Below are 24,551 nucleotides of genomic sequence, written 5' to 3' on the forward strand. Positions count from 1 at the left end.
TGCGAGATGATGCATAATCTTCCTATGTCCAAGGTCCTCACCTCCCTGCCCACCGGCGAACGCGTCGGCATCGCCTTCTCGGGCGGCCTCGACACCTCGGTCGCGGTCGCGTGGATGCGCGACAAGGGTGCCGTCCCGTGCACCTACACCGCCGACATCGGCCAGTACGACGAGCCCGACATCGCCTCGGTCCCGGGTCGCGCCCAGGCGTACGGCGCCGAGCTCGCCCGCCTGGTCGACTGCCGCGCCGCACTCGTGGAGGAGGGTCTGGCCGCGCTGACGTGCGGGGCGTTCCACATCCGCTCGGGCGGCCGGGCGTACTTCAACACGACGCCGCTGGGCCGCGCGGTCACCGGCACGCTCCTGGTCCGGGCGATGCTGGAGGACGACGTCCAGATCTGGGGCGACGGCTCCACGTTCAAGGGCAACGACATCGAGCGGTTCTACCGCTACGGCCTGCTCGCCAACCCGCACCTGCGCATCTACAAGCCCTGGCTGGACGCGGAGTTCGTGACGGAGCTCGGCGGCCGCAAGGAGATGTCGGAGTGGCTGGTCGCCCACGACCTGCCCTACCGGGACAGCACCGAGAAGGCGTACTCCACGGACGCCAACATCTGGGGCGCCACCCACGAGGCCAAGACGCTGGAGCACCTGAACACCGGCGTGGAGACCGTCGAGCCGATCATGGGCGTGCGGTTCTGGGACCCGTCGGTCGAGATCGAGGCCGAGGACGTCACGATCGGCTTCGACCAGGGCCGCCCGGTCACGATCAACGGCGAGAAGTTCGACACCGCCGTCGACCTGGTCCTGAAGGCGAACGCCATCGGCGGCCGCCACGGCCTGGGCATGTCCGACCAGATCGAGAACCGGATCATCGAGGCCAAGAGCCGGGGCATCTACGAGGCCCCCGGCATGGCCCTGCTGCACGCCGCGTACGAGCGCCTGGTCAACGCCATCCACAACGAGGACACCCTCGCCCAGTACCACAACGAGGGCCGCCGCCTCGGCCGGCTGATGTACGAGGGCCGCTGGCTGGACCCGCAGGCGCTGATGGTCCGCGAGTCGATCCAGCGCTGGGTCGGTACGGCCGTCACCGGCGAGGTCACCCTGCGGCTGCGGCGCGGCGAGGACTACTCGATCCTCGACACCACGGGCCCGGCCTTCAGCTACCACCCGGACAAGCTGTCCATGGAGCGCACCGAGGACTCCGCCTTCGGCCCGGTCGACCGCATCGGCCAGCTCACCATGCGGAACCTGGACATCGCGGACTCCCGCGCCAAGCTGGAGCAGTACGCGGGCCTCGGCATGATCGGCACCGCCAACCCGGCCATCGGCGCGGCCCAGGCCGCCGCCACCGGCCTGATCGGCCAGCTCCCCGAGGGCGGTGCCGAGGCCATCGCCTCGCGCGGCGAGGTCTCGGACCAGGACGAGATGCTGGACCGCGCGGCGATGGAGTCCGGCACGGACTGACCCGCCCCGTACGGAACAGAGCCGGCCGGACACCTCTCGGGGTGCCCGGCCGGCTCTGTTCCGTACGGGGGGAGTGCGCGGGGCCACGGTCAGGGGCGCCCGGCCGGTTCGAGGGTGCGCACGGGGCCGTCCTCGGCGGGGGCGGTCACGGCCGGGACGTCCTCCGCGAGACCGAAGCTCGCCCTGACCGCCCGCTTCTCCTTCCACAGGTGGTAGACGGAGATCCCGAGGATGACCGTGCCGACCGCGTTGGCCACGAAGTGCCACCAGACCCGGTACGTGGCCAGCGCCGGGCCGGGCTCGATGGCGCCGAACCAGGTCGACAGGCCGATGGCCCGGCTCGCGCCGAGCGCGATGGAGGCGGTCAGCACGACGTGCTCCAGGCCGTGGATGCCCTGCATCCAGACGCCCATCCGGGCCCACTTGCGCGACTTCAGCTCCCCGGTGACCCGGTGCGTGATCTGCACGATGCCGACCAGTCCGGCGAGGAAGATGAAGTTCCCGGCCAGATGCAGGATCTCCATCCCGAGCGACGGCTTGCCCGGGTCGATCTGCCCGAGGCCCCGGGAGAAGCTGTTGCCCCACGGGGTCATCCACGCCGGGTCGTAGGGGTGCGCGATCCAGTAGGCGGCCTGGGCGACATGCTCCTGGAAGTGGCCGACCTGGCCCACGACACCGATGCCGATGAGCGCCACGGCGAACTTGTACACCCACGGCCGCACCGACCGCCGGTTCCCGACCGCCAGCACGGCGACGGCGGCCCACATCGCGACGGCCCAGGCGATGATGAAGACGGCGCCCAGGGTGTCCGCCGTCGAAACGGTGGACTCCATCCCCGGCATACCCGTCATTCCTGGCATTCCTGAGTGATCCATACGAGGTCCCTTCGAGAAACACATACGTGTGCGAAGAGACTGCTGGCGAACCGCCCGTTTTGCTTCTTCCGGATTGCCGAACCCGGCACCGACGAGAAGTGGGCCGGGCGCCCCGAAGCGCACCCGGCCCGCATCACCGCAGGTCATCAGGGACGTGCGTGCATCTCCCTGACGAGCCCGCCCGCGCCGCTCACCTCCACGTAGTCACCGGACGAGACCGCGCTGCCCGTGGTGGACCAGCCGCCGAAGCTCCACCGCCAGTCACCGTCGAGGGTCGCGGTGACCGTCGCCTTCAGCGCGCCCGTGGAGCTGGACCGCACGGTCTTCACGGTGTCGTACGAGGTGGTGCCCTTGGGCCGGAACTGCAACTGGACGGACGCGTCCGCGACCCCGGTGTACCGGTCCTTCGCCCAGTCCGCACGCTTGAGGGTGCCGGTCACGGTGATCGGCTTGCCCTTCGCCACGGGCTCGGGGGCTGCGTTGACGGTGGCCTTGGCGTAGCGGCGGATCTGAACGCGGCCGGACGTGCCCACGTGCTTCTCGGACCTGATGTCGTCGTCGCCGCCGAAGAGCACGACTCCGTAGCCGACCGTCCACGCGGTCGCGTCGCTGTTCACGGCCAGGTCATAGCGGGGGTCGACGGACAGGGTGCCCGCGCACTGCGCGACCCTCTCGGTCACCTCGTAACAGCCGTATTCGCTCATCCCGATGCCGCCCGCCGCCCCCTTGGCGGCCGTGGTCCCGTGATACAGATACGGCCCGGCGTTCCAGGTGTAGGGGTCAGCGGCGCTGTAACCGGCGGGGAGGTTGACCCGGTACGAGACCGGCACGCTCTTCGCATCGATGGTCCCCACCACGATCGGCTTGCCCCCGTTGACAACGATCCCCGACACCGTGCCGGTGTCGGCGGCCCGCGCCGTCGGTGCCGTGAGCGCCGAGAGGGCCAGAGCCCCCGCGAGCGCGGCCACGGCCCCGGTTCTGCCTGATTTCATGCGCACCTCGTCACTCCGTAAGGGAAAGGCGGGGCGGCAGGCTACCAGCGCCCCGGTACCGGGCCCGCACCGGTGTGCCCGCTCCCCCACGTGACCGAGCCCACCCCCCGCTCCCGTGGAACTCCCGCGACAATGAAGACGTGATCACTTCACCCGCACGGAGCCCCCGACGCGCCGAGCACGCGGCGACGCCGTACGTCGATCTTTCCCGGGCGGAGTGGAGCGCGCTGCGCGACAAGACGCCGCTGCCGCTGACCGCCGAGGAGGTGGAGCGGCTGCGCGGGCTCGGCGACGTCATCGATCTCGACGAGGTGCGGGACGTCTACCTGCCGCTCTCGCGGTTGCTGAACCTGTACGTGCAGGCCACCTCCGGGCTGCGCGGCGCGCTCAACACCTTCCTCGGCGACGCGGGCAACGGGCAGGGCGCGCAGCGCGGCACCCCGTTCGTCATAGGCGTCGCGGGCAGTGTCGCCGTCGGCAAGTCCACCACCGCGCGCATCCTCCGCGCCCTGCTGGCCCGCTGGCCGGAGCACCCCCGGGTCGAGCTGGTCACCACCGACGGGTTCCTGCTGCCGATGAAGGAGCTCCACGCGCGCGGCCTGATGTCCCGCAAGGGGTTCCCGGAGTCGTACGACCGGCGCGCCCTCACCCGTTTCGTCGCCGACATCAAGGCGGGCAAGGACGAGGTCACCGCCCCGGTCTACTCGCACCTGATCTACGACATCGTGCCCGGCGAACGGCTCACCGTGCGCCGCCCGGACATCCTGATCGTGGAGGGGCTGAACGTCCTCCAGCCCGCTCTGCCCGGCAAGGACGGCCGCACCAGGGTCGGGCTCGCCGACTACTTCGACTTCAGCGTGTACGTGGACGCCAGACCGGAGGACATCGAGACCTGGTACCTCAACCGCTTCCGGAAGCTGCGCGAGACGGCGTTCCAGGATCCGTCCTCGTACTTCCGGAAGTACACCCAGGTCTCCGAGGCCGAGGCGATGGAGTACGCGGCCACCATGTGGCGGACCATCAACCGGCCGAACCTCGTGGAGAACGTGGCGCCGACCCGCGGACGTGCCACGCTGGTGCTGCGCAAGGGGCCCGACCACAAGGTGCAGCGGCTGTCACTGCGCAAACTCTGACTCCGGAAGGGTCGCTCCGTGCTGCATCTGCGCCTGCTCGTCCCCGCCGACCGCACGGACGCGGTGACGGACCTGCTGGAGCGGACCGTCGGCACCGCGCACCTCGCGGTGGTGCCGGGCGTCTCGCGCGACCCGGTGGGCGACCTGGTGCTGTGCGACGTGGCGCGCGAGGCGGGCGACGAGCTGATCGCGGCGCTGCGCCGGCTCGGTCTCGACGAGTACGGGGCGATCACCGTCGAGAACATGGACCTGACGCTCTCCGCGCGCGCCGACCGGGCGGAGGAGGAGGCGCCGGGCGAGGGGTCGGACGCGGTGCTCTGGGAGGAGCTGGTCGAGGCCACGCACGACGACTCGACGTTCAGCGCCACCTATGTCGCGTTCCTCGCGGTCGCGACGATGCTCGCGGCCTGCGGGGTGATGCTCGACAACGCGATCCTGATCGTGGGCGCGATGGCGGTGGGCCCCGAGTTCGGGCCGCTCGCCGGGATCTCGACGGCGCTCGTGCAGCGCGCCCCGCGCCTGGTGGGGCGCTCGCTGATCGCGCTGATCGGCGGGTTCGCCGCGGCGATGCTGCTCACGGTGGGCTTCGCCTGGCTGATGGACGTCTTCGGGCTGTTCGACCGCGGGATGATCGAGGGGGACCGGCCCAACACCGCGTTCGTCTGGCAGCCGGACTGGATGTCGTTCGTCGTGGCGTTCCTCGCCGGCATCGCGGGGACGCTCTCGCTGACCTCGTCGAAGTCCGGCGCGCTCATCGGGGTCGCGATCTCGGTGACGACCGTGCCGGCGGCCGCCAACGCGGCGGTGGCCTTCAGCTACCGCGACTACGGCCAGATGACCGGGTCCGTGCAGCAGCTGCTGGCGAACCTCGGCGGGATCGTCGCGGCGGGGACGCTGACCCTGCTCGCCCAGAAGGCCCTGTGGCGCAGGACCCGGCACTTCCAGCGCGCCCACACGAAGCCGACGGCCCCGAAGGGCAGGGCCGGTGCCGGCCCGGCAGGGTGAAGGGCGCCAAGACTTCCGTAACCCCCACACGTACCCGGCGGAGAGCCGGTGGCAGTCTTCGGCCATGGCCGAAACCGGGGAAGTGATCTGCCGCGTTCCTTCACGGCGCGTGCTGTGGTGGGGCGTCGGAGCGGGCGGCGCCGGGGCAGCCGTGGCCGCGCTGCGCGCGGGACACCTGGGCGGCCCGCTCGACCCCTGGTTCCTGGCGGGGGCGCTGGTCGCCCTGGCGGGGCCGCTCTTCCTGTACGCGGCCACCGCACGGCTCAGCGCGGGGGCGTACGGACTGCGCTCCCGGACCCTGCTGCGCCGCCGTACGGTGCCGTGGTCCCGGATCGTGGATCTGCGCCGGTACATCCAGAGCGGCCGGAACCAGGACATCCACCGTGTCAGCGTGCTGCTGGACGACGGGCGCGCCTGGCGGCTGCCGCTGCCGGCGAGCGGGGCCGGCACCACGGACTTCGACGCCGACCTGGAGGCGCTGCGCGCGCTGCACCGCCGTTACGGGAGCCCCGCGTCGGACGGCGAGGCCCCGGTCATCACGCCCCGGTCGGCGGGGCGCCGGCCCGTCATCACCTGGATCGTGGGCGTCGTGCTGCTCACCGCCTCGGCCGTGGCCGCGTCGTACGTCGCGGACGCCGCGTCGGAGCAGCGGGCGTGGCGGGCGGCCGTGGACTGCACCGACGCCACCCCGGCCGCCGAGCTCCGCGACTGCCTGAGCACCTTCGACGGGGTGATCGAGCGGACCGACGTCAACCGGGGCAAGGGCACCAGCTGGCTGTACTTCACCGACGACCGCCCGATCCACCGGCTCTCGGTCTCCCAGGACGACGCCGCGGCCTTCCGCACCGGGGAGAAGGTGGAGCTGGTCTTCTGGCACGGCTCGGCCAGGACGGTCACCGGCGAGCACCGGGTCTGGCACGACCATCTGATCAGCCCCGGGGAACTCGCCGTGTTCTCCGCGCTCTGCCTGCTGGGCGCGGGATACGCGGGGGCCCGGCTGCTGGTCCGCAGGGGCGGGCGCGGGCTGCGGGACGACGAACTGCTGCCCTCCGCCCTTCCGTTCGCGGGCGCGTTCGGGGTGACGGCCGTGTGGCTGCTGCCCCTGCTCTACCTGCACTCCACGGACCCGCTGGGCTCGCCGGCGAGGGTCGTCTGGGCGGCGGCGGGCACGGCGGTCACCGCGGCCGTCCTCGGCCTCGCCCGGCGCGCCACCCGCGTCCGTGCCCCGGGCGAGGCCAGGGCCGCCGCCCCGGACGGGCACGACCACTTCCTGGCCGCCCGCTTCCTGGAGGCCACCGCGTACAACCCGAACCACTTCGGCACCCACGTGGTCGTCGGCGGCGGCCCGCCGGCCGTGACGCCCCACGCGGGCCCCGGCCGCTTCGCCGCCCGCCGCGTCCCCGCGGAACGGCTCACCGTCACCGCCGTGCGGCGAGCCCGGGGCAGCGACGGCGACACCGTCCCCCGGGACTGGCACGTCGCCGAGCTGGACGACGGCGGCGAACCGGTCCGGCTGGCCGCCGCCCCCGCGGACCTGGCCGGGATACTCGACGCGCTGGAGCGGGAGCGCCGCGACGGCTGGGGCCGGTCCGGCGGATCAGGACCCCGGCCATGATCCGCCGGACCGGCCCTGGGGACCCCGGACACGGCGACGACCCGGCCGTGAGACCGGGTCGTCGCCGCGCCGGTCGCCCCGGCGCCGGTCAGCCCAGCGCCGACTTCACGACGTCCGCCAGCTGCCCCGCCACCGTGCGGGCCTGCTCGATGTCCGCCGCCTCGACCATGACCCGTACCAGCGGCTCCGTGCCCGAGGGGCGCAGCAGCACGCGGCCGGTGGCGCCCAGCTCGCGCTCGGCGTCCGCGACGGCGGCGGCCACCTCCTGCGAGGTGTGCACGCGGGACTTGTCGACGTCCGGGACGTTGACCAGGACCTGCGGCAGGCGCTCCATGACCCCGGCCAGCTCGGCGAGCGAGCGGCCCGTCGCGGCGACCCGGGCCGCGAGCATCAGGCCGGTCAGGGTGCCGTCGCCGGTCGTGGCGTGGTCCAGGACGATGACGTGGCCGGACTGCTCGCCGCCCAGCGCATAGCCCTCGGCCTTCATGGACTCCAGGACGTAGCGGTCGCCGACGGCCGTCTGGACGAGCTGGATGCCCTCGCGCTCCATGGCCAGCTTGAAGCCGAGGTTCGACATCACGGTGCCGACCACGGTGTCCCGGCGCAGCTGCCCGGCCTCGCGCATGGCGAGGGCCAGCACGGCGAGGATCTGGTCGCCGTCGACCTCCTCGCCCGCCGCGTCCACGGCCAGGCAGCGGTCGGCGTCGCCGTCGTGCGCGATGCCCAGGTCCGCGCCGTGCTCCACGACGGCGGCGCGCAGCAGCTCCAGGTGGGTGGAGCCGCAGCCGTCGTTGATGTTCAGCCCGTCCGGCTCGGCGCCGATCGTGACGACCTCGGCCCCGGCGCGGGCGAACGCCTCGGGCGAGACACGGGCGGCGGCGCCGTGCGCCTCGTCCAGGACGACCTTCACGCCGTCGAGGCGGTTCGGCAGGACGGCGATGAGGTGGGCGACGTACCGGTCGAAGCCCTCCACGTAGTCCGTGACACGGCCGACGCCGGCACCGGTGGGGCGGGTCCACGGCTCACCGGTGCGGTGCTGCTCGTAGACCGTCTCGATGCGGTCCTCCAGCTCGTCGGCGAGCTTGTGGCCGCCCCGGGCGAAGAACTTGACACCGTTGTCCGGCATGGCGTTGTGGCTGGCGGAGAGCATGACCCCGATGTCGGCGCCGAGCACGCCGGTCAGGTGGGCCACGGCCGGGGTCGGCAGCACGCCGACGCACAGGACGTCGACGCCCGCGCTCGCCAGGCCGGCCACCACGGCGGCCTCCAGGAACTCTCCGGAGGCGCGGGGGTCGCGGCCCACCACGGCCGTCGGCCGATGGCCCTCGAAGGTGCCCGCCTCGGCCAGTACGTGTGCCGCGGCCACCGAGAGGCCGAGCGCGAGCTCGGCCGTCAGGTCCGCATTGGCGACACCGCGCACGCCGTCCGTGCCGAAGAGTCGTCCCACTGGTGTCCTCCGAAAGTGCTCCGAAACGCAAAAGTCAGATCACGCAACCAACAAGCCTATGAACGCCTTATGCCGTTATATGCCCGAGGATGTCGATAAACGAACGCCCCGGCAGCACGAGAGGTGCCGCCGGGGCGAACGGTAACGCGGATGAGCAGGCGGTTTAGCGCTTGCTGTACTGCGGGGCCTTACGGGCCTTCTTGAGACCGGCCTTCTTGCGCTCGACCGCACGGTCGTCGCGGGAGAGGAAGCCGGCCTTCTTCAGCGTGGCGCGGTTGTTGTCCACGTCCGCCTCGTTCAGCGCGCGGGCCACGCCCAGGCGCAGGGCGCCGGCCTGACCCGAGACGCCGCCACCCGCGATGCGGGCGATGACGTCGTAACGGCCGTCGAGCTCGAGCACCTTGAAGGGCTCGTTGACTTCCTGCTGGTGCACCTTGTTCGGGAAGTAGCTCTCGAGGGTGCGACCGTTGATCTTCCACTTGCCGGTGCCCGGAACGATCCGGACGCGGGCGATGGCGTTCTTGCGACGGCCGAGGCCGGCGGCGGGCTGCGGGTCGCCGAAGCGGCCGGCGAGCGACTCGGAGGTGTACTCACCCTCGACGGGGACCTCGGACTCGAAGGTGGTCACCTCGGCGAAGGTCTCCTCGCCCTCGGTGCCCTCGACGGTCTCAACAGTGGTCTCGGCCACGATTCTCCTCAGATCTTTCTTTGTGTCTTTGGGGGGAGGCCGGAACTACTGCGCGACCTGGGTGATCTCGTACGGGACCGGCTGCTGCGCAGCGTGCGGGTGCTGGTCGCCCGCGTAGACCTTCAGCTTCGAGATCATCTGACGGCCCAGGGTGTTCTTGGGGATCATGCCCTTGATGGCCTTCTCGACGGCCTTCTCGGGGTTGTTCGCGAGCAGGTCGTCGTAGCGCACGGAGCGCAGACCGCCCGGGAACCCGGAGTGGCGGTACGCCATCTTCTGGGTCCGCTTGTTGCCGGACAGGTGAACCTTGTCGGCGTTGATGATGATGACGAAGTCGCCCATGTCCATGTGGGGGGCGTAGATCGCCTTGTGCTTGCCTCGCAGGAGGTTCGCAGCCGTGGTGGCGAGACGGCCCAGGACGACGTCCTGCGCGTCAATGATGTGCCACTGGCGGGTCACATCGCCGGGCTTGGGGCTGTACGTACGCACTTCGTAGCCTTCGCTTCTTCAGTGGATGGGGTCCAGACACACGACACCTCTGAAGCGATCATGCAGCTGGGGCCCGCAATGGCCGGGAACGACGCCCGTATGCGGACCACTGGTAACTGCTCCAGAGAACCTGCGCACGGGCTCCTCGCGCCATGACGGCGCAGCCCATACGCATAACAAAGGTCGAGAATACCCGCCCCGCCCCGGACGGGTCAAAACGCGCTCGCCGCTACCGCGCCCGCTCGACCCGCCGCTCGTCCCACACCGGCTCCGAGGTCTCGCGGACGACCCCGTCCGAGCCGAAGACCAGGTAGCGGTCGAAGCTCTTCGCGAACCACCGGTCGTGCGTCACCGCGAGCACCGTGCCCTCGTACGCCTCCAGACCGTCCTGCAGCGCCTCCGCCGACTCCAGGTCCAGGTTGTCCGTCGGCTCGTCCAGCAGCAGCGCGGTCGTGCCGGACAGCTCCAGGAGCAGGATCTGGAACCGGGCCTGCTGCCCGCCGGACAGCTTCTCGAACGCCTGGTCCCCCTGGCGCTCCAGCTCGTAGCGGCGCAGTACGGACATCGCGCCGCCCCGGTCCTTCGCGTGCTCGGTCCACAGGATGTCGACCAGCGTGCGCCCCAGCAGCTCCGGGTGGGCGTGGGTCTGCGCGAAGTGCCCGGGGACCACCCGCGCACCGAGCTTCCACTCCCCCGTGTGCGTGACGGGCTCGCCCGCCAGCAACCGCAGGAAGTGCGACTTGCCGGACCCGTTGGAGCCGAGGACCGCGACCCGTTCCCCGTAGTAGACCTCCAGGTCGAACGGCTTCATCAGGCCCGTGAGCTCCAGGTTCTTGCAGGTCACCGCCCTCACCCCGGTCCGGCCGCCGCGCAGCCGCATCCGGATGTCCTGCTCGCGCGGCGGCTCCGGCGGCGGGCCCGCCTCCTCGAACTTCCGGAACCGGGTCTGCATCGCGTGGTAGCGGCTCGCCATGTCGGGGCTGATCGCCGCCTGCTGGCGCAGCCGGTGCACGAGGGCCTTCAGCCGCTTGTGCTCCTCCTCCCAGCGCCGCAGCAGCTCCTCGAAGCGGGCGAACCGCTCCTTGCGGGCCTGGTGGTACGTGTCGAACCCGCCACCGTGCACCCAGACGTCGCTGCCGGCCGGGCCCGGCTCCACGCTGACGATCTTCTGCGCGGCGCGGGACAGCAGCTCCCGGTCGTGGGAGACGAAGAGCACCGTCTTACGGGTCTCCTTCAGCCGCTCCTCCAGCCACCGCTTGCCGGGCACGTCGAGATAGTTGTCCGGCTCGTCCAGGAGCAGCACCTCGTCGGGCCCCCGCAGCAGGGCCTCCAGGACCAGCCGCTTCTGCTCACCGCCGGACAGCGTGCCCACCTCGCGCCACTGCGCCTTCTCGTACGGGACGCCCAGCGCGGCCGTGGTGCACATGTCCCACACCGTCTCGGCCTCGTAGCCGCGCGCCTCCGCCCAGTCGCTCAGCGCCTGCGCGTACGCCATCTGCGCGGCCTCGTCGTCCACGGTGAGGATGCGCTCCTCGGCCCGGTCGACGGCGAGCGCGGCCTCCCGGATCCGGGGCTGCGCGACGGAGACCAGCAGGTCACGGACGGTGCGCCCGTCGCGGACCGAGCCGACGAACTGGCGCATCACGCCGAGCCCGCCGCTCACCGACACCGAGCCGCCGTGCGGCTGGAGCTCCCCGGCGAGCAGCCGCAGCAACGTGGTCTTCCCGGCCCCGTTCGCCCCGACGAGGGCGACGACGGCACCGTCGGCCACCCGGAACGAGGCATCGCCGAGCAGCACCCGCCCGTCCGGAAGGTAGTACTCAAGGTGGCCCGCTTCGAGATGTCCCATACAGAGCATTGTCACGGGCGCCGGAGGATTGACCCAACCGGATTACGCGGCGTCTAGGATGCGCGGCATGAGCTTTGGGGACGGGGGGCCCTTTCAGGGGCCCGAGGAGCCGGGGAGCGGCGGCACTCCCGACTGGGAGGCGCTGGCCGATGCCTCCGCGGCCCGGGCCCGGCGTAAGAAGTGGCTGCTGATCGGCGGCGGAGCCCTCGCCACGGCGGCCGTCGCCGCGGTCGTGGCCTCCGCGGTGATCTACGCGAGCGGCGACGGAGGGGGCATCTCCGCCGGGAAGCGCGCGAGCGAGCTGCCCGTGCCCGAGCCGTCCTTCTCGTCGGTGGCGCCCCCGCCCCCGCCGGACCCCCGGGACTACATAGCCGACGTGAAGAAGGACCGGCTGCCGGTCGACGTCGACGCCTTCTTCCCCGACGACAGGCTGACCGCCGGAGGCCGTACGTACGCCAGGGGCGCGACCCACCGCACCCAGCAGTGCGCGGCGACCACCCAGGGCGCGCTGGGTGCCGTCCTCACCGCCAACGGCTGCGACCAGGTCATCCGGGCCACGTACAGCCGGGACGGCGTGGCGGTCACCGTCGGCATCGCGGTCTTCGACACGGAGGCCCAGGCGAAGCGGACCGCGCGGCTGGCGACCGGCGGCCTGGCCTCGCTGAGCGGGTCGGGTGTCCCGGTCTTCTGCCGCGACGGCGTGATCTGCCGCCGTACGGCGAACTCGTACGGCCGGTACGCGTACTTCATGGTCGGCGGCTTCACGGACGGCCGCGACGCCACCAAGGCCGACAAGGCCGTGTACACGACCAGCGACGACCTGACGGACTACACGTTCCGCCGGATCCGCCACCGCGGCGAGGTCCAGGCGTCCGCCGCCGCCGACATCACGACGACCTAGGGCCTTTCGTTTGGATCAGGCTGGATCAGGGAGCGGGGCGTGGTGCGTGTGGCTGCAAGGCGGAGGAGGGCGACAACGCGGAGCGTTGGCAACCGACGACAACGCCGCAGACACGCGTGCCACGCCCCGCGAGCCCAGCCTGATCCAAACGAAAGGCCCTAGCAGCAGGAGGCACCCGGCAGCGTCCGCACGTTGCGGGCCTCCACCGCGCGCGCCGCCAGCAGCTCGTCCGCCGGGTACGCGACCTCCTCCAGCGTCAGCCCGTGCGGCCGCACCACGTGCACCCCGGGGTCGCGCACCCCGGCGGCCAGCACCTCGGCCGGCCACGGGTCGGGGCGCCGCCCGTCGCCGACGAAGAGCATCGCCCCGACCAGCGCCCGCACCATGTTGTGGCAGAACGCGTCCGCCTGCACGGTCCCGGTGATGATCCCGGTCTCCGCGTCCCGCACCCAGTGCAGCTTCTGGAGCGTCCGGATGGTCGTCGCGCCCTCGCGCTTCTTGCAGTACGCCGCGAAGTCGTGCTCCCCGGTCATCCGCGCCGCGGCGGCGTTCATCGCGGCCACGTCCAGCGGCCGGTCGTGCCAGAGCACATGGCCCCGGACGAGGGGGTCGACGCCGCCGGGGCGGTCGGCGATGCGGTACGCGTACCGGCGCCACAGCGCGGAGAACCGGGCGTTGAACCCGGGCGGCGCCTCCGCGATCCGCCAGACCCGCACATCGGGGGCCATCCGCCCGGCGAGCCGCCGCAGCAGCTTCTCGGCGTGCTCGGCCCACACCTCTTCCGGCAGGTCGACGTGGGCGACCTGGCCCCGGGCGTGCACCCCGGCGTCGGTGCGGCCGGCCACCGTCAGGTCGTACGTGCGCGAGGAGCGGGTCACGGTCCGCAGCGCGTCCTCGATCTCGCCCTGGACCGTCCGCCGCGCGGTCTGCTTCGCCCAGCCCGAGAAGTCCTTGCCGTCATAGGCCAGGTCCAGCCGTACCCGTACGGAACCGGGCTCCACCTCGTCACTCACCAGCGCATCCTCTCAAGATCCCGCACAGCCGAACGGGCCCGCACCGCCCCGGAGGGTGATGCGGACCCGTTCAGTGGTTCCGGAACGCTCAGGCGTCCTGCGCGTCCTCGACGGACTCGACCGGGGTCTCGTCCTTCTTGGCCGCGTCTTCCTTGACCGCACGCTTGGTGGCGGCCTCGGCCTCACCGGTGGCCTGCTGCGCCACGGTCAGCGCCTCGACCAGCTCGATGACGGCCATCGGGGCGTTGTCGCCACGACGGTTGCCGATCTTGGTGATGCGGGTGTAACCACCGGGGCGGTTCTCGTACCGCGGGGCGATCTCGGTGAAGAGCGTGTGCACGATGCCCTTGTCCGTGATCGACTGCAGCACCAGGCGACGGTTGTGGATGTCGCCCTTCTTCGCCTTGGTGATGAAACGCTCCGCGACCGGACGCAGGCGGCGGGCCTTGGCCTCGGTCGTGGTGATGCGGCCGTGCTCGAACAGCGACTTCGCGAGGTTGTTGAGAAGAAGCTTCTCGTGCGCGGCGCTGCCGCCCAGACGGGCACCCTTGGCGGGCTTCGGCATGGGTTTTCTCCTTGTGTGCTGCACCGGCCGTATCAGGTACCGATGTCAGTTCCCACGCGGCGGCCGCCGCGCGGAAGTGTGAAAACGCCGTCCGCACTGGACATCGGGCATCAGCCCAATTCAAGCCCGTCCGGCGATTGAGGACAAAAGCCCTCGCCCGGACCGGGGCACCCACACGGGCACCCCAGCCGGGAGGCGTACTAGTACTGCTCGGTCTCCACGAAACCGGCATCCGCGTCGTCCTCGGCGCCAAAGGCGTCAGCGGCGGCGGTCGGGTCGAAGCCGGGAGGCGAGTCCTTCAGCGCCAGGCCCATACCGGCCAGCTTCGCCTTGACCTCGTCGATCGACTTCGCACCGAAGTTGCGGATGTCGAGCAGGTCCGCCTCGGAGCGGGCCACCAGCTCGCCCACCGAGTGGATGCCCTCGCGCTTGAGGCAGTTGTACGAGCGGACCGTGAGCTCCAGCTCCTCGATCGGCAGCGCCAGATCCGCCGCGAGCGCGGCGTCCGTCGGCGACGGGCCCATGTCGATGCCCTCGGCGTCGATGTTGAGCTCGCGCGCCAGACCGAACAGCTCGACCAGGGTCTTACCGGCCGAAGCCATCGCGTCACGCGGACGCATGGCCTGCTTGGTCTCGACGTCGACGATCAGCTTGTCGAAGTCGGTGCGCTGCTCGACACGGGTCGCCTCGACCTTGTACGTGACCTTGAGCACCGGCGAGTAGATGGAGTCGACCGGGATCCGGCCGATCTCCTGGCCCACCTGCTTGTTCTGGACGGCGGAGACGTAGCCGCGACCGCGCTCGACGGTCAGCTCCATCTCCAGCTTGCCCTTGCCGTTCAGCGTGGCGAGGACGAGGTCCGGGTTGTGCACCTCGACACCGGCCGGCGGAGCGATGTCCGCGGCGGTGACCAGGCCGGGGCCCTGCTTGCGCAGGTACATCACGACGGGCTCGTCGTGCTCCGAGGAGACGACCAGCTGCTTGATGTTGAGGATGAGGTCGGTCACGTCCTCCTTGACGCCCGGCACGGTGGTGAACTCGTGCAGGACACCGTCGATGCGGATGCTGGTGACAGCGGCACCCGGAATCGAGGAGAGGAGCGTGCGGCGCAGGGAGTTGCCGAGCGTGTAGCCGAAGCCGGGCTCCAGCGGCTCGATGACGAACCGCGAGCGGAACTCGTCCACGACCTCTTCGGTCAGCGACGGACGCTGAGCGATCAGCATGATGTGAATCCTTCAGTCGGGGGCACCCACTATTTGATGCCCGACAGATGTAACAAGGGTACGGGCGGTACGCCTCGGAAGAGGCGTACCGCCCGGACCCGGCGCTACTGGCGCACGGCCGTCACCGGCCGTGACGACTCAGACGCGGCGACGCTTCGGCGGACGGCAGCCGTTGTGCGGCGTCGGGGTGACGTCCTGGATCGAACCGACCTCAAGGCCCGTGGCCTGGAGGGAGCGGATCGCGGTCTCGCGGCCGGAGCCCGGACCCTTCACGAAGACGTCGACCTTGCGCATGCCGTGCTCCTGCGCGCGGCGGGCGGCCGACTCGGCGGCCATCTGCGCGGCGAAGGGGGTGGACTTGCGCGAGCCCTTGAAGCCGACGTGGCCGGCGGAGGCCCAGGAGATCACGTTGCCCGTGGGGTCCGTGATCGAGACGATCGTGTTGTTGAACGTGCTCTTGATGTGCGCGTGGCCGTGAGCGACGTTCTTCTTTTCCTTGCGACGCACCTTCTTGGCTGCGCCCTGACGACCCTTGGGGGGCATGTCTTGACTCCAGATGGAGAGGGGAGGTGATCGGTCCTACAGCGAAGACCGCTGGTTGCTGCGGAGGCCGGGTGTCCGGTCGCCCGCAGTGCGTCCGCTGAGGACTACTTCTTGCCGGGCTTCTTCTTGCCGGCGATCGCGCGACGCGGACCCTTGCGGGTACGGGCGTTGGTGCTGGTGCGCTGGCCGTGGACCGGCAGACCGCGACGGTGGCGGATGCCCTGGTAGCAGCCGATCTCGACCTTGCGGCGGATGTCGGCCTGGATCTCGCGGCGGAGGTCACCCTCGGTGCGGAGGTTGGCGTCCACGTACTCGCGGATCTTGACCAGGTCCTCTTCGGCCAGGTCGCGAACACGGGTGTCCGGGTTCACGCCGGCGGAGGCGAGGATCTCCTTGGACCGGGTGCGCCCGATACCGAAGACGTAGGTGAGGGCAACCTCCACGCGCTTTTCGCGCGGGATGTCAACACCTGAAACGCGTGCCATTCAATGGCTCCAGTTGTTAAGTCGGGGGTCTTCCGCAGAGCCACTCCCGGCCGCCGACCCCTCGCTGGGAGAGGTGGTACGTCCGGGTCCCCGGCCCCCGCCGGAGGTGCCGTCAGCCGTGGCTTGGACGGGCTCTGCGTATGTACGTGTTACGTGCGTCGCGCGAACTGCGAGATGCAGGGGGTCGTGCGTCAGCCCTGGCGCTGCTTGTGGCGCAGGTTGTCGCAGATGACCATGACCCGGCCGTGACGGCGGATCACCTTGCACTTGTCGCAGATCTTCTTGACGCTCGGCTTGACCTTCATGGGATGTCAGGTTCTCCGGGTCAGTGCCCACGCCCGCACGGGTGCGGACGGCGGCAAGATCTACTTGTAGCGGTAGACGATCCGGCCACGCGTCAGGTCGTACGGAGAGAGCTCCACGACGACCCGGTCATCCGGGAGGATGCGGATGTAGTGCATACGCATCTTGCCGCTGATGTGCGCGAGGACCTTGTGACCGTTCTGGAGCTCCACCCTGAACATGGCGTTCGGGAGGGACTCGATCACGGTGCCCTCAATCTCGATGGCACCTTGCTTCTTGGCCACGCTTCGCCCTTCGAATCGGCTACCTTGATCGACTTTCGTTCTCCGTATGCGGACACACGGATGCACGAGAGCCGACGAGTCAGTCTACGTCAGCGGACTCCCAAAGGCGAATCCGTCAAGTTTGCCCATCCCAGGAGATCCTTAGACCTCCCGGGGGCGACGGATCACACCAGGGGGTCCGGAGCGGCCTCGACCCCGTACTGCGCCAGCTTCTCGCGGCCGCAGTCCGGGGCGGTGAGGACCAGCGGGCCCTGCTCCGTGAGGGCGATGGAGTGCTCCCAGTGCGAGGACCAGGTGCCGTCCGTGGTGATGACGGTCCACTCGTCCTCCAGCACCTCGGTGTGCGGGGTGCCCAGCGAGACCATGGGCTCGATGGCCAGGCAGAGGCCCGGGACCAGCTTGATCCCCTTGCCGCGCTTGCGGGAGACGTAGTTCAGCAGGTGCGGATCCATGTGCATCTCGGTGCCGATGCCGTGCCCGCCGTAGTCCTCGACGATCCCGTACTTGCCGGTGGCGGGGCGGGGCTGGCGACGGATGTAGGACTCGATCGCCTTCGAGATGTCGACCAGGCGGTTGCCGACCTTCATCGCGGCGATGCCGGCCCACATCGACTCCTCGGTCACCCGGGAGAGCTCGACCAGCTCCGGCGCGTGCCCCGTGCCCACGAAGGCGGTGTACGCGGCGTCGCCGTGCCAGCCGTCCACGATCGCGCCGGCGTCGATGGAGATGATGTCGCCGTCCTTGAGGACCGTCCTGTCGTCCGGGATGCCGTGGACGACGACCTCGTTGACCGAGGTGCAGATGGTCGCGGGGAATCCGCCGTACCCGAGGAAGTTCGACTTCGCGCCGTGGTCGGCGATCACCTTGCGGGCGACCTGGTCCAGGTCACGGGTGGTGGCGCCGGGCACCGCCGCCTCACGGGTGGCCGCGTGGATGGCGGCGACCACCAGCCCCGCCTCGCGCATCTTCGCGATCTGCTCGGGGGTCTTGATCTGCACCATGCTGCGGCGCCTTTCCGGTGGGACGGTGACGGGGGGCGGGTCTTCCACGATACGCGGCGGCAAGCAGTCGGCCGCGGCGTCCGAGGACGCCGCGGCCGGCTTGTACTGCGCGTACTGCAGGAGGTGGGCGCTCAGTCCTCCGCGGACTTCTTCAGCGCCTCCATGGCCCGGTCGGTCACGTCGGTGACCTTGCCGAGCGCGGAGATGGTGACCACCAGGTCCTGTGCCCGGTAGTAGTCGATGATCGGCTCGGTCTGCGTGTGGTAGACCTCCAGCCGGGTACGCACCGTCTCCTCGCTGTCGTCGTCACGCTGGTACAGCTCGCCGCCGCAGGTGTCGCAGACACCCTCGGTCTTCGGCGGGTTGTACGTGGCGTGGAAGACGTGCGCGCTGTCGTTGCGGCAGATGCGGCGACCCGCGATCCGCTTCACGACCTCGTCCTCGGGGACCTCCAGGTCGAGCACGGCGTCCAGCTTCACGCCCTCGTCCTTGAGCATCACATCCAGAGCCTCGGCCTGACCCACGTTGCGCGGGAAGCCGTCGAGCAGGAAGCCGTTGACCGCGTCCGGCTGGGACATGCGGTCCTTGGCCATCCCGATCGTCACCTCGTCCGGCACCAGCTGCCCCGCGTCCATGTAGGCGCGGGCCTGCTTGCCAAGGTCGGTGCCCTGGCTGATGTTGGCGCGGAAGAGGTCGCCCGTGGAGATGTGCGGAATCGACAGGTTCTTGGCAAGGTACGCGGCCTGCGTTCCCTTGCCGGCACCCGGCGGGCCGACGAGGACGATTCGCATCAGCGGAGGAACCCTTCGTAATTGCGCTGCTGGAGCTGACTCTCGATCTGCTTCACGGTCTCCAGACCCACACCCACGATGATCAGGATGCTCGTCCCGCCGAACGGGAAGTTCTGGTTAGCGCCACCGAAGCTTGCCAACGCCATCGTCGGCACCAGAGCGATCAGACCCAGGTACAGCGAGCCCGGCCAAGTGATCCTGTTGAGCACGTAGCTCAGGTACTCGGCAGTAGGTCGACCAGCCCGGATACCCGGGATGAAGCCACCATACTTCTTCATGTTGTCGGCGACTTCCTCGGGGTTGAACGAGATCGCCACGTAGAAGAAGGCGAAGAACACGATCAACAGGAAGTACGCCGTCATGTAGTACGGGTGGGTGCCCTTGGTCAGGTTGTCCTGGATCCAGATGGCCCAGCCCGCCTTGGAGTTGGAGAACTGGACGATCAGGGCCGGGATGTAGAGCAGCGAAGAAGCGAAGATGACGGGGATCACACCCGCCTGGTTCACCTTCAGCGGGATGTAGGTGGAGGTTCCACCGTACGAACGGCGTCCGATCATGCGCTTCGCGTACTGCACCGGGATACGGCGCTGGGCCTGTTCGACGAAGACGACGAGGGCCACCATGACGAAGCCGACCAGGATGACGGTGAAGAACTCGATCCAGCCGTCCGCCAGCTTGCCGCTGGTCTTGATGGCCCACATGGCCGACGGGAAGGTCGCGGCGATCGAGATGAACATCAGGATCGACATGCCGTTGCCGATGCCGCGGTCGGTGATGAGCTCACCGAGCCACATGACGGCGGCGGTGCCGGCGGTCATCGTGATGACCATCGTGATCGTCGTGAACAGCGAGTCGTTCGGGACGATCTGGTCGGCGACCGGGCAGCCGCTGAACAGGGCGCCGCTGCGGGCGGTGGCCACCAGGCCGGTGCCCTGGAGGATGGCGAGCGCGACCGTCAGATAACGCGTGTACTGCGTGATCTTCGCCTGGCCGGACGACCCCTCCTTCTTCAGCGCCTCGAGTCGGGGAATGACCACGGTCAGCAGCTGGAGAATGATGCTGGCCGTGATGTACGGCATGATGCCGAGCGCGAAGATCGTGATCTGCAGCAGCGCACCACCGCTGAACATGTTCACCAGGCCGAAGAGACTGTTGTTGCCCTTGCTGGCCTGATCAACACAGGTCTGGACGTTCTCGTAGCTCACACCCGGGACAGGGATGTGGGCCCCGAGCCGGTAGAGCACGATGATGCCGAGAGTGAAGAGCAGCTTCTTGCGCAGGTCGGGCGTCTTGAACGCCCGGGCGAAGCCGGTGAGCACGGTGCCTCCTGCGACCCCCGCGCAGAGCGTAGAGGTGACGGTCTTGAGGATCGACGGATACGTAAAAGCCAAGGAACCCGGGCGCGTGCGCCCAGGGGATACCACAGCAACGGACGCCACCTTACCGGCGTACATGCCCCCCTAGGAACGACCAACCGGGGATGCCCCATTTGAGAGGGCATCCCCGGTCGGATGTTCAGGTCACCTAAGTGTCCGAGTTGTCTCAGACGAGCTCGGTGACGGTACCGCCGGCGGCGGTGATCTTCTCCTTGGCGGAGCCGGAGACGGCGTCAACCGAAACCTGCAGCGCCACGGAGATCTCGCCCTGTCCGAGGACCTTGACGAGGTGGTTGTTGCGCACGGCACCCTTGGCGACCAGGTCGGCCACCGTGACCTCTCCACCCTCGGGGTAGAGCGTCGCGAGCTTGTCCAGGTTCACGACCTGGTACTCCGTGCGGAACGGGTTCTTGAAGCCCTTGAGCTTCGGCAGACGCATGTGGAGGGGCATCTGCCCACCCTCGAAGCGCTGCGGAACCTGGTAGCGGGCCTTGGTGCCCTTGGTGCCACGACCAGCGGTCTTACCCTTGGACGCCTCGCCACGACCCACACGGGTCTTGGCGGTCTTGGCGCCCGGGGCAGGCCGGAGGTCATGGGCCTTCAGCGGCTTGTTCTCCGCCATGTCAGTCGACCTCCTCAACCGTCACGAGGTGGCGGACGGTGTGCACCATGCCGCGGAACTCGGGGCGGTCCTCCTTGACAACCACGTCGTGCAGGCGCTTGAGCCCGAGCGAACGCAGGGTGTCGCGGTGGTTCTGCTTGCTGCCGATGTACGACTTCGTCTGCGTGATCTTGAGACGGGCCATTACGCACCCGCTCCCGCACGCGCACGAAGCAGGGCCGCGGGGGCGACGTCCTCAAGGGGCAGACCGCGGCGGGCCGCGATCTCCTCGGGACGCTGCAGGCCCTGGAGGGCCGCCACGGTCGCGTGCACGATGTTGATCGGGTTCGAGGACCCGAGCGACTTCGACAGGATGTCGTGGACGCCGGCGCACTCGAGAACGGCGCGCACCGGGCCACCGGCGATCACACCGGTACCGGGGGAAGCCGGCTTGAGCAGGACGACGCCCGCGGCCTTCTCACCCTGGATCGGGTGAGGGATGGTGCCCTGGATACGCGGGACCTTGAAGAAGCTCTTCTTGGCCTCTTCCACGCCCTTGGCGATGGCCGCGGGAACTTCCTTGGCCTTGCCGTAACCGACACCGACGGTGCCGTCACCATCGCCCACCACGACCAGCGCGGTGAAGCTGAAGCGACGACCACCCTTCACAACCTTGGCGACTCGGTTGATCGCGACGACGCGCTCGACGTACGCGGTCTTCTCGGCGGCAGCAGCGCCGCCGTCACGGCCCTTCCGGTCCCGCCGCTCGCCGCCACCGGCACCGCTTCCGCGGCGCTGGGGTCCAGCCATTGGATTTACCTCTCTCTGTTACGTCCGCTGTGCGTAGGAACCGGGGCTAGAACTTCAGCCCGGCTTCACGGGCGGCGTCAGCCAGAGCGGCAATCCGCCCGGCGTACTGGTTACCACCGCGGTCAAACACGACGGCCTCGACGCCTGCGGCCTTGGCACGCTCGGCGACCAGGGCGCCGACCTGCTTGGCCTGGCTGCTCTTGTCGCTCTCGCCGCCACGGATGGAGACGTCCAGGGTCGACGCCGACGCGAGCGTGTGGCCCGCGATGTCGTCGATGATCTGGGCGACCATGTGGCGGTTGGAGCGGGTCACGACCAGGCGCGGACGCTCCGGCGAACCGGAGATGTGCTTGCGGACCCGGATGTGGCGCCGCTTGCGAGCCGCGCGCTTGTACGCGTCGCCCTTGGCGATCTTCACGCCGTATGCCATGGCTACTTACCAGCCTTTCCGACCTTGCGGCGGATGACCTCGCCGGCGTACTTGACGCCCTTGGCCTTGTACGGGTCAGGCTTCCGCAGCTTGCGGATCTTGGCCGCGGTCTCGCCGACCTTCTGCTTGTCGATGCCCTCGACGGTGAACTTCGTGGGGGTCTCCACCTTGAAGGTGATGCCCTCCGGGGCCTCGATCAGGATCGGGTGGCTGTAGCCCAGGGCGAACTCCAGATTGGAGCCCTTCGCCTGGACGCGGTAACCGACACCACTGATCTCGAGCGCCTTGATGTATCCCTGGGTCACACCGGTGATCATGTTCGCCACCAGCGTGCGGGACAGGCCGTGCAGGGCCTTGTTCTGACGCTCGTCGTTCGGGCGGACGACGTTCAGGACGCCGTCCTCACCCTTGGTGACCTCGATCGGCGACGCGACGGTGTGCGCGAGGGTGCCCTTGGGGCCCTTCACGTTGACCGTGCGGCCATCGATGGTGACGTCCACACCGGCGGGAACCTGGATGGGGAGCTTGCCGATTCGCGACATGAGCTATTCCTCCGTTCCCGACTACCAGACGTAGGCGAGGACTTCCCCACCTACGCCCTTCTTCTGAGCCTGCTGGCCGGTCAGGAGACCGTGGGACGTGGAGATGATCGCCACGCCCAGGCCGCCGAGGACCTTCGGCAGGTTGGTGGACTTTGCGTAGACACGCAGACCCGGCTTCGAGATTCGCTTGATGCCGGCGATCGAGCGCTCGCGGTTCGGGCCGAACTTCAGCTCGAGAACGAGGTTCTTGCCGACCTCGGCGTCCTCGACCTTCCAGCCGGTGATGAAGCCCTCCTGCTGGAGGATCTCCGCGATGTGCGACTTGATCTTGCTGTGCGGCATCGCGACGTCGTCGTGATACGCCGAGTTCGCGTTGCGCAGACGAGTGAGCATGTCTGCGATGGGATCAGTCATGGTCATGAGTTGGCCTTCGGCCTCTCTCGCCGGGGTTTCCTGTATGCGCCATCCCTCTCCCCGCTCAGAGGCGGGACGGGTGCGGTGCGGGGACCTACGGCGTAGTAAGTCGGTCATGGGCGGCAGGCGCCCAACCCTGCAAGCCTACGGCATGCGGGGCCGGACTCCTGCCGACCAGATGCTTACCGAGAGTCTCCGGTGATTCCCAACGCCCAAAGGGCGAAGGAGAATTACCAGGAGCTCTTGGTCACGCCCGGCAGCTCGCCACGGTGAGCCATCTCACGAAGGCACACGCGGCACAGGCCGAACTTGCGGTAGACGGAGTGGGGCCGGCCGCAGCGCTGGCACCGGGTGTAACCCCGGACGCCGAACTTCGGCTTACGGGCGGCCTTAGCGATCAGAGCCTTCTTCGCCACGGTCAGTTCTCCTTGAACGGGAAGCCGAGGTGACGAAGGAGGGCACGACCCTCGTCGTCATTGGTCGCCGTGGTGACCACGGTGATGTCCATGCCCCGGACCCGGTCGATCTTGTCCTGGTCGATCTCGTGGAACATGACCTGCTCCGTGAGACCGAAGGTGTAGTTGCCACGGCCGTCGAACTGCTTCGGCGACAGGCCGCGGAAGTCACGGATACGCGGCAGCGCGAGCGACAGCGTACGGTCCAGGAACTCCCACATGCGGTCACCGCGGAGGGTGACGTGGCAGCCGATCGGCTGCCCCTCGCGCAGCTTGAACTGCGCGATCGACTTGCGGGCCTTGGTGACGGCCGGCTTCTGACCGGTGATCGTGGTGAGGTCCTTGACGGCCCCGTCGATCAGCTTGGAGTCGCGGGCGGCGTCGCCCACACCCATGTTGACCACGATCTTGACCAGACCGGGAATCTGCATGACGTTCTCGTACGAGAACTCCTCACGCAGCTTGCCGGCGATTTCCTCGCGGTAGCGCGTCTTGAGACGCGGCGCGGTGGTGGTAGTCATCAGATGTCCTCACCGGTGCGCTTGGCAACACGGATCTTGTTGCCCTCGTCGTCAAAGCGGTAGCCGACGCGAGTAACGACCTTGTTGCCGTCCTTCTCAACAACCAGCTGCACGTTGCTGACGTGGATCGGGGCCTCGGTCGTCACAATGCCACCGGTCTGCGAACCGCGAGCGGTCTGGCCGGCCTTGGTGTGCTTCTTGACCCGGTTGACACCCTCGACGAGGACGCGGTCCTGAGCGGGGTAGGCCACGATGACCTTGCCCTGCTTGCCCTTGTCCTTACCGGTGATGACCTGAACCAGGTCGCCCTTCTTGATCTTCATGCTTACAGCACCTCCGGCGCGAGCGAGATGATCTTCATGAACTTCTTCTCGCGCAGCTCACGGCCCACCGGGCCGAAGATACGGGTGCCGCGGGGGTCGCCGTCGTTCTTCAGAATGACGGCGGCGTTCTCGTCGAAGCGGATGTACGAGCCATCCTGGCGACGACGCTCCTTGACGGTGCGAACGATGACCGCCTTGACGACGTCACCCTTCTTCACGTTGCCACCGGGGATCGCGTCCTTGACGGTGGCGACGATGACGTCACCGATGCCCGCGTAGCGGCGACCCGAGCCACCGAGAACACGGATGGTGAGAATTTCCTTCGCACCCGTGTTGTCGGCGACACGCAGTCGCGACTCCTGCTGGATCACGTCTATCTCCTGATCGTCTGCCGGTTCCCGGCAGGG

31 protein-coding genes are annotated in these 24,551 nt (G+C 69.2%); 5 read left to right on the plus strand and 26 right to left on the minus strand.

Going from position 1 to position 24,551, the window contains the following annotated elements; genetic code table 11:
* Positions 1 to 24: 24 nt before the first annotated feature.
* On the plus strand, positions 25 to 1,470 hold the full coding sequence (gene argG, locus OG867_RS11825) for an argininosuccinate synthase (protein WP_328901804.1): 1,446 nt from the start codon (positions 25 to 27) through the stop codon (positions 1,468 to 1,470).
* Between the two features lie 89 nt (positions 1,471 to 1,559).
* Here the strand turns inward: argG and OG867_RS11830 are convergent, their stop codons facing one another.
* Together OG867_RS11830 and OG867_RS11835 are read right to left on the minus strand one after the other, a co-directional pair.
* Positions 1,560 to 2,330: a DUF6008 family protein gene (locus OG867_RS11830; RefSeq protein ID WP_406284875.1), complete on the minus strand. Its 771-nt coding sequence runs from the start codon at positions 2,328 to 2,330 to the stop codon at positions 1,560 to 1,562.
* Between the two features lie 161 nt (positions 2,331 to 2,491).
* Complete coding sequence (locus OG867_RS11835; RefSeq protein ID WP_406284877.1) at positions 2,492 to 3,337, minus strand: hypothetical protein; 846 nt, start codon at positions 3,335 to 3,337, stop codon at positions 2,492 to 2,494.
* A 140-nt stretch (positions 3,338 to 3,477) separates the two neighbouring features.
* Between OG867_RS11835 and coaA the strand changes: the two genes are divergently transcribed.
* The 3 genes from coaA (at position 3,478) to OG867_RS11850 (ending at position 7,090) form a co-directional block, all read left to right on the plus strand.
* A complete protein-coding gene (gene coaA, locus OG867_RS11840; RefSeq protein ID WP_161211383.1) occupies positions 3,478 to 4,470 on the plus strand; it encodes a type I pantothenate kinase in 993 nt (330 codons plus the stop codon).
* A gap of 18 nt (positions 4,471 to 4,488) precedes the next feature.
* Complete coding sequence (locus tag OG867_RS11845; RefSeq protein WP_328901800.1) at positions 4,489 to 5,475, plus strand: DUF389 domain-containing protein; 987 nt, start codon at positions 4,489 to 4,491, stop codon at positions 5,473 to 5,475.
* 64 nt (positions 5,476 to 5,539) lie between these two features.
* Complete coding sequence (locus OG867_RS11850; RefSeq protein ID WP_406284880.1) at positions 5,540 to 7,090, plus strand: PH domain-containing protein; 1,551 nt, start codon at positions 5,540 to 5,542, stop codon at positions 7,088 to 7,090.
* A gap of 88 nt (positions 7,091 to 7,178) precedes the next feature.
* Here the strand turns inward: OG867_RS11850 and glmM are convergent, their stop codons facing one another.
* The 4 genes from glmM to OG867_RS11870 form a co-directional block, all read right to left on the minus strand.
* Positions 7,179 to 8,537, minus strand: coding sequence for a phosphoglucosamine mutase (glmM, locus tag OG867_RS11855; RefSeq protein WP_406284882.1), 1,359 nt, complete (start codon positions 8,535 to 8,537; stop codon positions 7,179 to 7,181).
* Positions 8,538 to 8,700: 163 nt separating this feature from the next.
* Positions 8,701 to 9,225 (minus strand): 30S ribosomal protein S9, encoded by a 525-nt coding sequence (gene rpsI, locus OG867_RS11860; RefSeq protein WP_018101205.1) that lies wholly within the window; start codon positions 9,223 to 9,225, stop codon positions 8,701 to 8,703.
* Between the two features lie 45 nt (positions 9,226 to 9,270).
* On the minus strand, positions 9,271 to 9,714 hold the full coding sequence (rplM, locus tag OG867_RS11865) for a 50S ribosomal protein L13 (protein WP_328901797.1): 444 nt from the start codon (positions 9,712 to 9,714) through the stop codon (positions 9,271 to 9,273).
* Between the two features lie 229 nt (positions 9,715 to 9,943).
* A complete protein-coding gene (locus OG867_RS11870) occupies positions 9,944 to 11,572 on the minus strand; it encodes an ABC-F family ATP-binding cassette domain-containing protein (RefSeq protein WP_406290914.1) in 1,629 nt (542 codons plus the stop codon).
* A gap of 58 nt (positions 11,573 to 11,630) precedes the next feature.
* Here OG867_RS11870 and OG867_RS11875 point away from each other — a divergent pair, with 58 nt between their 5' ends.
* The gene (locus tag OG867_RS11875) at positions 11,631 to 12,464 is read left to right on the plus strand and encodes a hypothetical protein (protein ID WP_406284885.1); all 834 of its coding nucleotides are present in this window, start codon (positions 11,631 to 11,633) and stop codon (positions 12,462 to 12,464) included.
* 158 nt (positions 12,465 to 12,622) lie between these two features.
* Here the strand turns inward: OG867_RS11875 and truA are convergent, their stop codons facing one another.
* The 20 genes from truA to rplN all read right to left on the minus strand — a co-directional run bounded on the left by truA (position 12,623) and on the right by rplN (position 24,515).
* Complete coding sequence (truA, locus tag OG867_RS11880) at positions 12,623 to 13,477, minus strand: tRNA pseudouridine(38-40) synthase TruA (RefSeq protein ID WP_328901795.1); 855 nt, start codon at positions 13,475 to 13,477, stop codon at positions 12,623 to 12,625.
* Positions 13,478 to 13,565: 88 nt separating this feature from the next.
* Positions 13,566 to 14,042: a 50S ribosomal protein L17 gene (gene rplQ, locus OG867_RS11885; protein ID WP_328901794.1), complete on the minus strand. Its 477-nt coding sequence runs from the start codon at positions 14,040 to 14,042 to the stop codon at positions 13,566 to 13,568.
* 200 nt (positions 14,043 to 14,242) lie between these two features.
* Positions 14,243 to 15,265 carry a DNA-directed RNA polymerase subunit alpha gene (locus tag OG867_RS11890; RefSeq protein WP_019526960.1) on the minus strand — a complete coding sequence of 341 codons (1,023 nt, stop codon included), beginning with the start codon at positions 15,263 to 15,265 and terminating at the stop codon, positions 14,243 to 14,245.
* Between the two features lie 138 nt (positions 15,266 to 15,403).
* Entirely contained in the window at positions 15,404 to 15,808 is a 405-nt protein-coding gene (rpsK, locus tag OG867_RS11895; protein ID WP_003948617.1) for a 30S ribosomal protein S11, read from the minus strand.
* A 104-nt stretch (positions 15,809 to 15,912) separates the two neighbouring features.
* On the minus strand, positions 15,913 to 16,293 hold the full coding sequence (gene rpsM, locus OG867_RS11900) for a 30S ribosomal protein S13 (protein ID WP_328901793.1): 381 nt from the start codon (positions 16,291 to 16,293) through the stop codon (positions 15,913 to 15,915).
* A gap of 191 nt (positions 16,294 to 16,484) precedes the next feature.
* Positions 16,485 to 16,598 (minus strand): 50S ribosomal protein L36, encoded by a 114-nt coding sequence (rpmJ, locus tag OG867_RS11905; protein WP_003956441.1) that lies wholly within the window; start codon positions 16,596 to 16,598, stop codon positions 16,485 to 16,487.
* A gap of 60 nt (positions 16,599 to 16,658) precedes the next feature.
* Positions 16,659 to 16,880: a translation initiation factor IF-1 gene (gene infA / locus OG867_RS11910; protein WP_014047798.1), complete on the minus strand. Its 222-nt coding sequence runs from the start codon at positions 16,878 to 16,880 to the stop codon at positions 16,659 to 16,661.
* Between the two features lie 164 nt (positions 16,881 to 17,044).
* The gene (gene map, locus OG867_RS11915; RefSeq protein ID WP_328901792.1) at positions 17,045 to 17,881 is read right to left on the minus strand and encodes a type I methionyl aminopeptidase; all 837 of its coding nucleotides are present in this window, start codon (positions 17,879 to 17,881) and stop codon (positions 17,045 to 17,047) included.
* Positions 17,882 to 18,012: 131 nt separating this feature from the next.
* Positions 18,013 to 18,672, minus strand: coding sequence for an adenylate kinase (locus OG867_RS11920; RefSeq protein WP_018101213.1), 660 nt, complete (start codon positions 18,670 to 18,672; stop codon positions 18,013 to 18,015).
* A complete protein-coding gene (secY, locus tag OG867_RS11925) occupies positions 18,672 to 19,991 on the minus strand; it encodes a preprotein translocase subunit SecY (RefSeq protein WP_406290916.1) in 1,320 nt (439 codons plus the stop codon). Before secY ends, OG867_RS11920 begins: the two co-directional genes overlap by 1 nt.
* Before the next feature lie 223 nt (positions 19,992 to 20,214).
* Entirely contained in the window at positions 20,215 to 20,670 is a 456-nt protein-coding gene (gene rplO / locus OG867_RS11930) for a 50S ribosomal protein L15 (protein WP_018101215.1), read from the minus strand.
* Position 20,671: 1 nt separating this feature from the next.
* Complete coding sequence (gene rpmD, locus OG867_RS11935) at positions 20,672 to 20,854, minus strand: 50S ribosomal protein L30 (RefSeq protein WP_018550611.1); 183 nt, start codon at positions 20,852 to 20,854, stop codon at positions 20,672 to 20,674.
* The gene (gene rpsE / locus OG867_RS11940) at positions 20,854 to 21,459 is read right to left on the minus strand and encodes a 30S ribosomal protein S5 (RefSeq protein ID WP_328901791.1); all 606 of its coding nucleotides are present in this window, start codon (positions 21,457 to 21,459) and stop codon (positions 20,854 to 20,856) included. The genes rpmD and rpsE overlap by 1 nt, the downstream gene beginning before the upstream one ends.
* Positions 21,460 to 21,505: 46 nt before the next feature.
* Positions 21,506 to 21,889, minus strand: a complete 384-nt coding sequence (gene rplR, locus OG867_RS11945) for a 50S ribosomal protein L18 (protein ID WP_328901790.1) — start codon at positions 21,887 to 21,889, stop codon at positions 21,506 to 21,508.
* 2 nt (positions 21,890 to 21,891) lie between these two features.
* Positions 21,892 to 22,431, minus strand: coding sequence for a 50S ribosomal protein L6 (gene rplF / locus OG867_RS11950; RefSeq protein ID WP_328901789.1), 540 nt, complete (start codon positions 22,429 to 22,431; stop codon positions 21,892 to 21,894).
* Between the two features lie 21 nt (positions 22,432 to 22,452).
* Positions 22,453 to 22,851 carry a 30S ribosomal protein S8 gene (gene rpsH, locus OG867_RS11955; RefSeq protein ID WP_328901788.1) on the minus strand — a complete coding sequence of 133 codons (399 nt, stop codon included), beginning with the start codon at positions 22,849 to 22,851 and terminating at the stop codon, positions 22,453 to 22,455.
* A 224-nt stretch (positions 22,852 to 23,075) separates the two neighbouring features.
* Positions 23,076 to 23,261 (minus strand): type Z 30S ribosomal protein S14, encoded by a 186-nt coding sequence (locus OG867_RS11960; RefSeq protein ID WP_003948630.1) that lies wholly within the window; start codon positions 23,259 to 23,261, stop codon positions 23,076 to 23,078.
* A gap of 2 nt (positions 23,262 to 23,263) precedes the next feature.
* Positions 23,264 to 23,821: a 50S ribosomal protein L5 gene (gene rplE / locus OG867_RS11965; protein ID WP_018101220.1), complete on the minus strand. Its 558-nt coding sequence runs from the start codon at positions 23,819 to 23,821 to the stop codon at positions 23,264 to 23,266.
* Positions 23,821 to 24,144 carry a 50S ribosomal protein L24 gene (gene rplX / locus OG867_RS11970; protein WP_003966949.1) on the minus strand — a complete coding sequence of 108 codons (324 nt, stop codon included), beginning with the start codon at positions 24,142 to 24,144 and terminating at the stop codon, positions 23,821 to 23,823. Before rplX ends, rplE begins: the two co-directional genes overlap by 1 nt.
* A 2-nt stretch (positions 24,145 to 24,146) precedes the next feature.
* Positions 24,147 to 24,515 (minus strand): 50S ribosomal protein L14, encoded by a 369-nt coding sequence (gene rplN / locus OG867_RS11975; protein WP_003966950.1) that lies wholly within the window; start codon positions 24,513 to 24,515, stop codon positions 24,147 to 24,149.
* Positions 24,516 to 24,551 lie beyond the last annotated feature (36 nt).

The sequence above is a fragment of the Streptomyces sp. NBC_00209 genome (assembly GCF_045206345.1).
GTDB lineage: Bacteria > Actinomycetota > Actinomycetes > Streptomycetales > Streptomycetaceae > Streptomyces.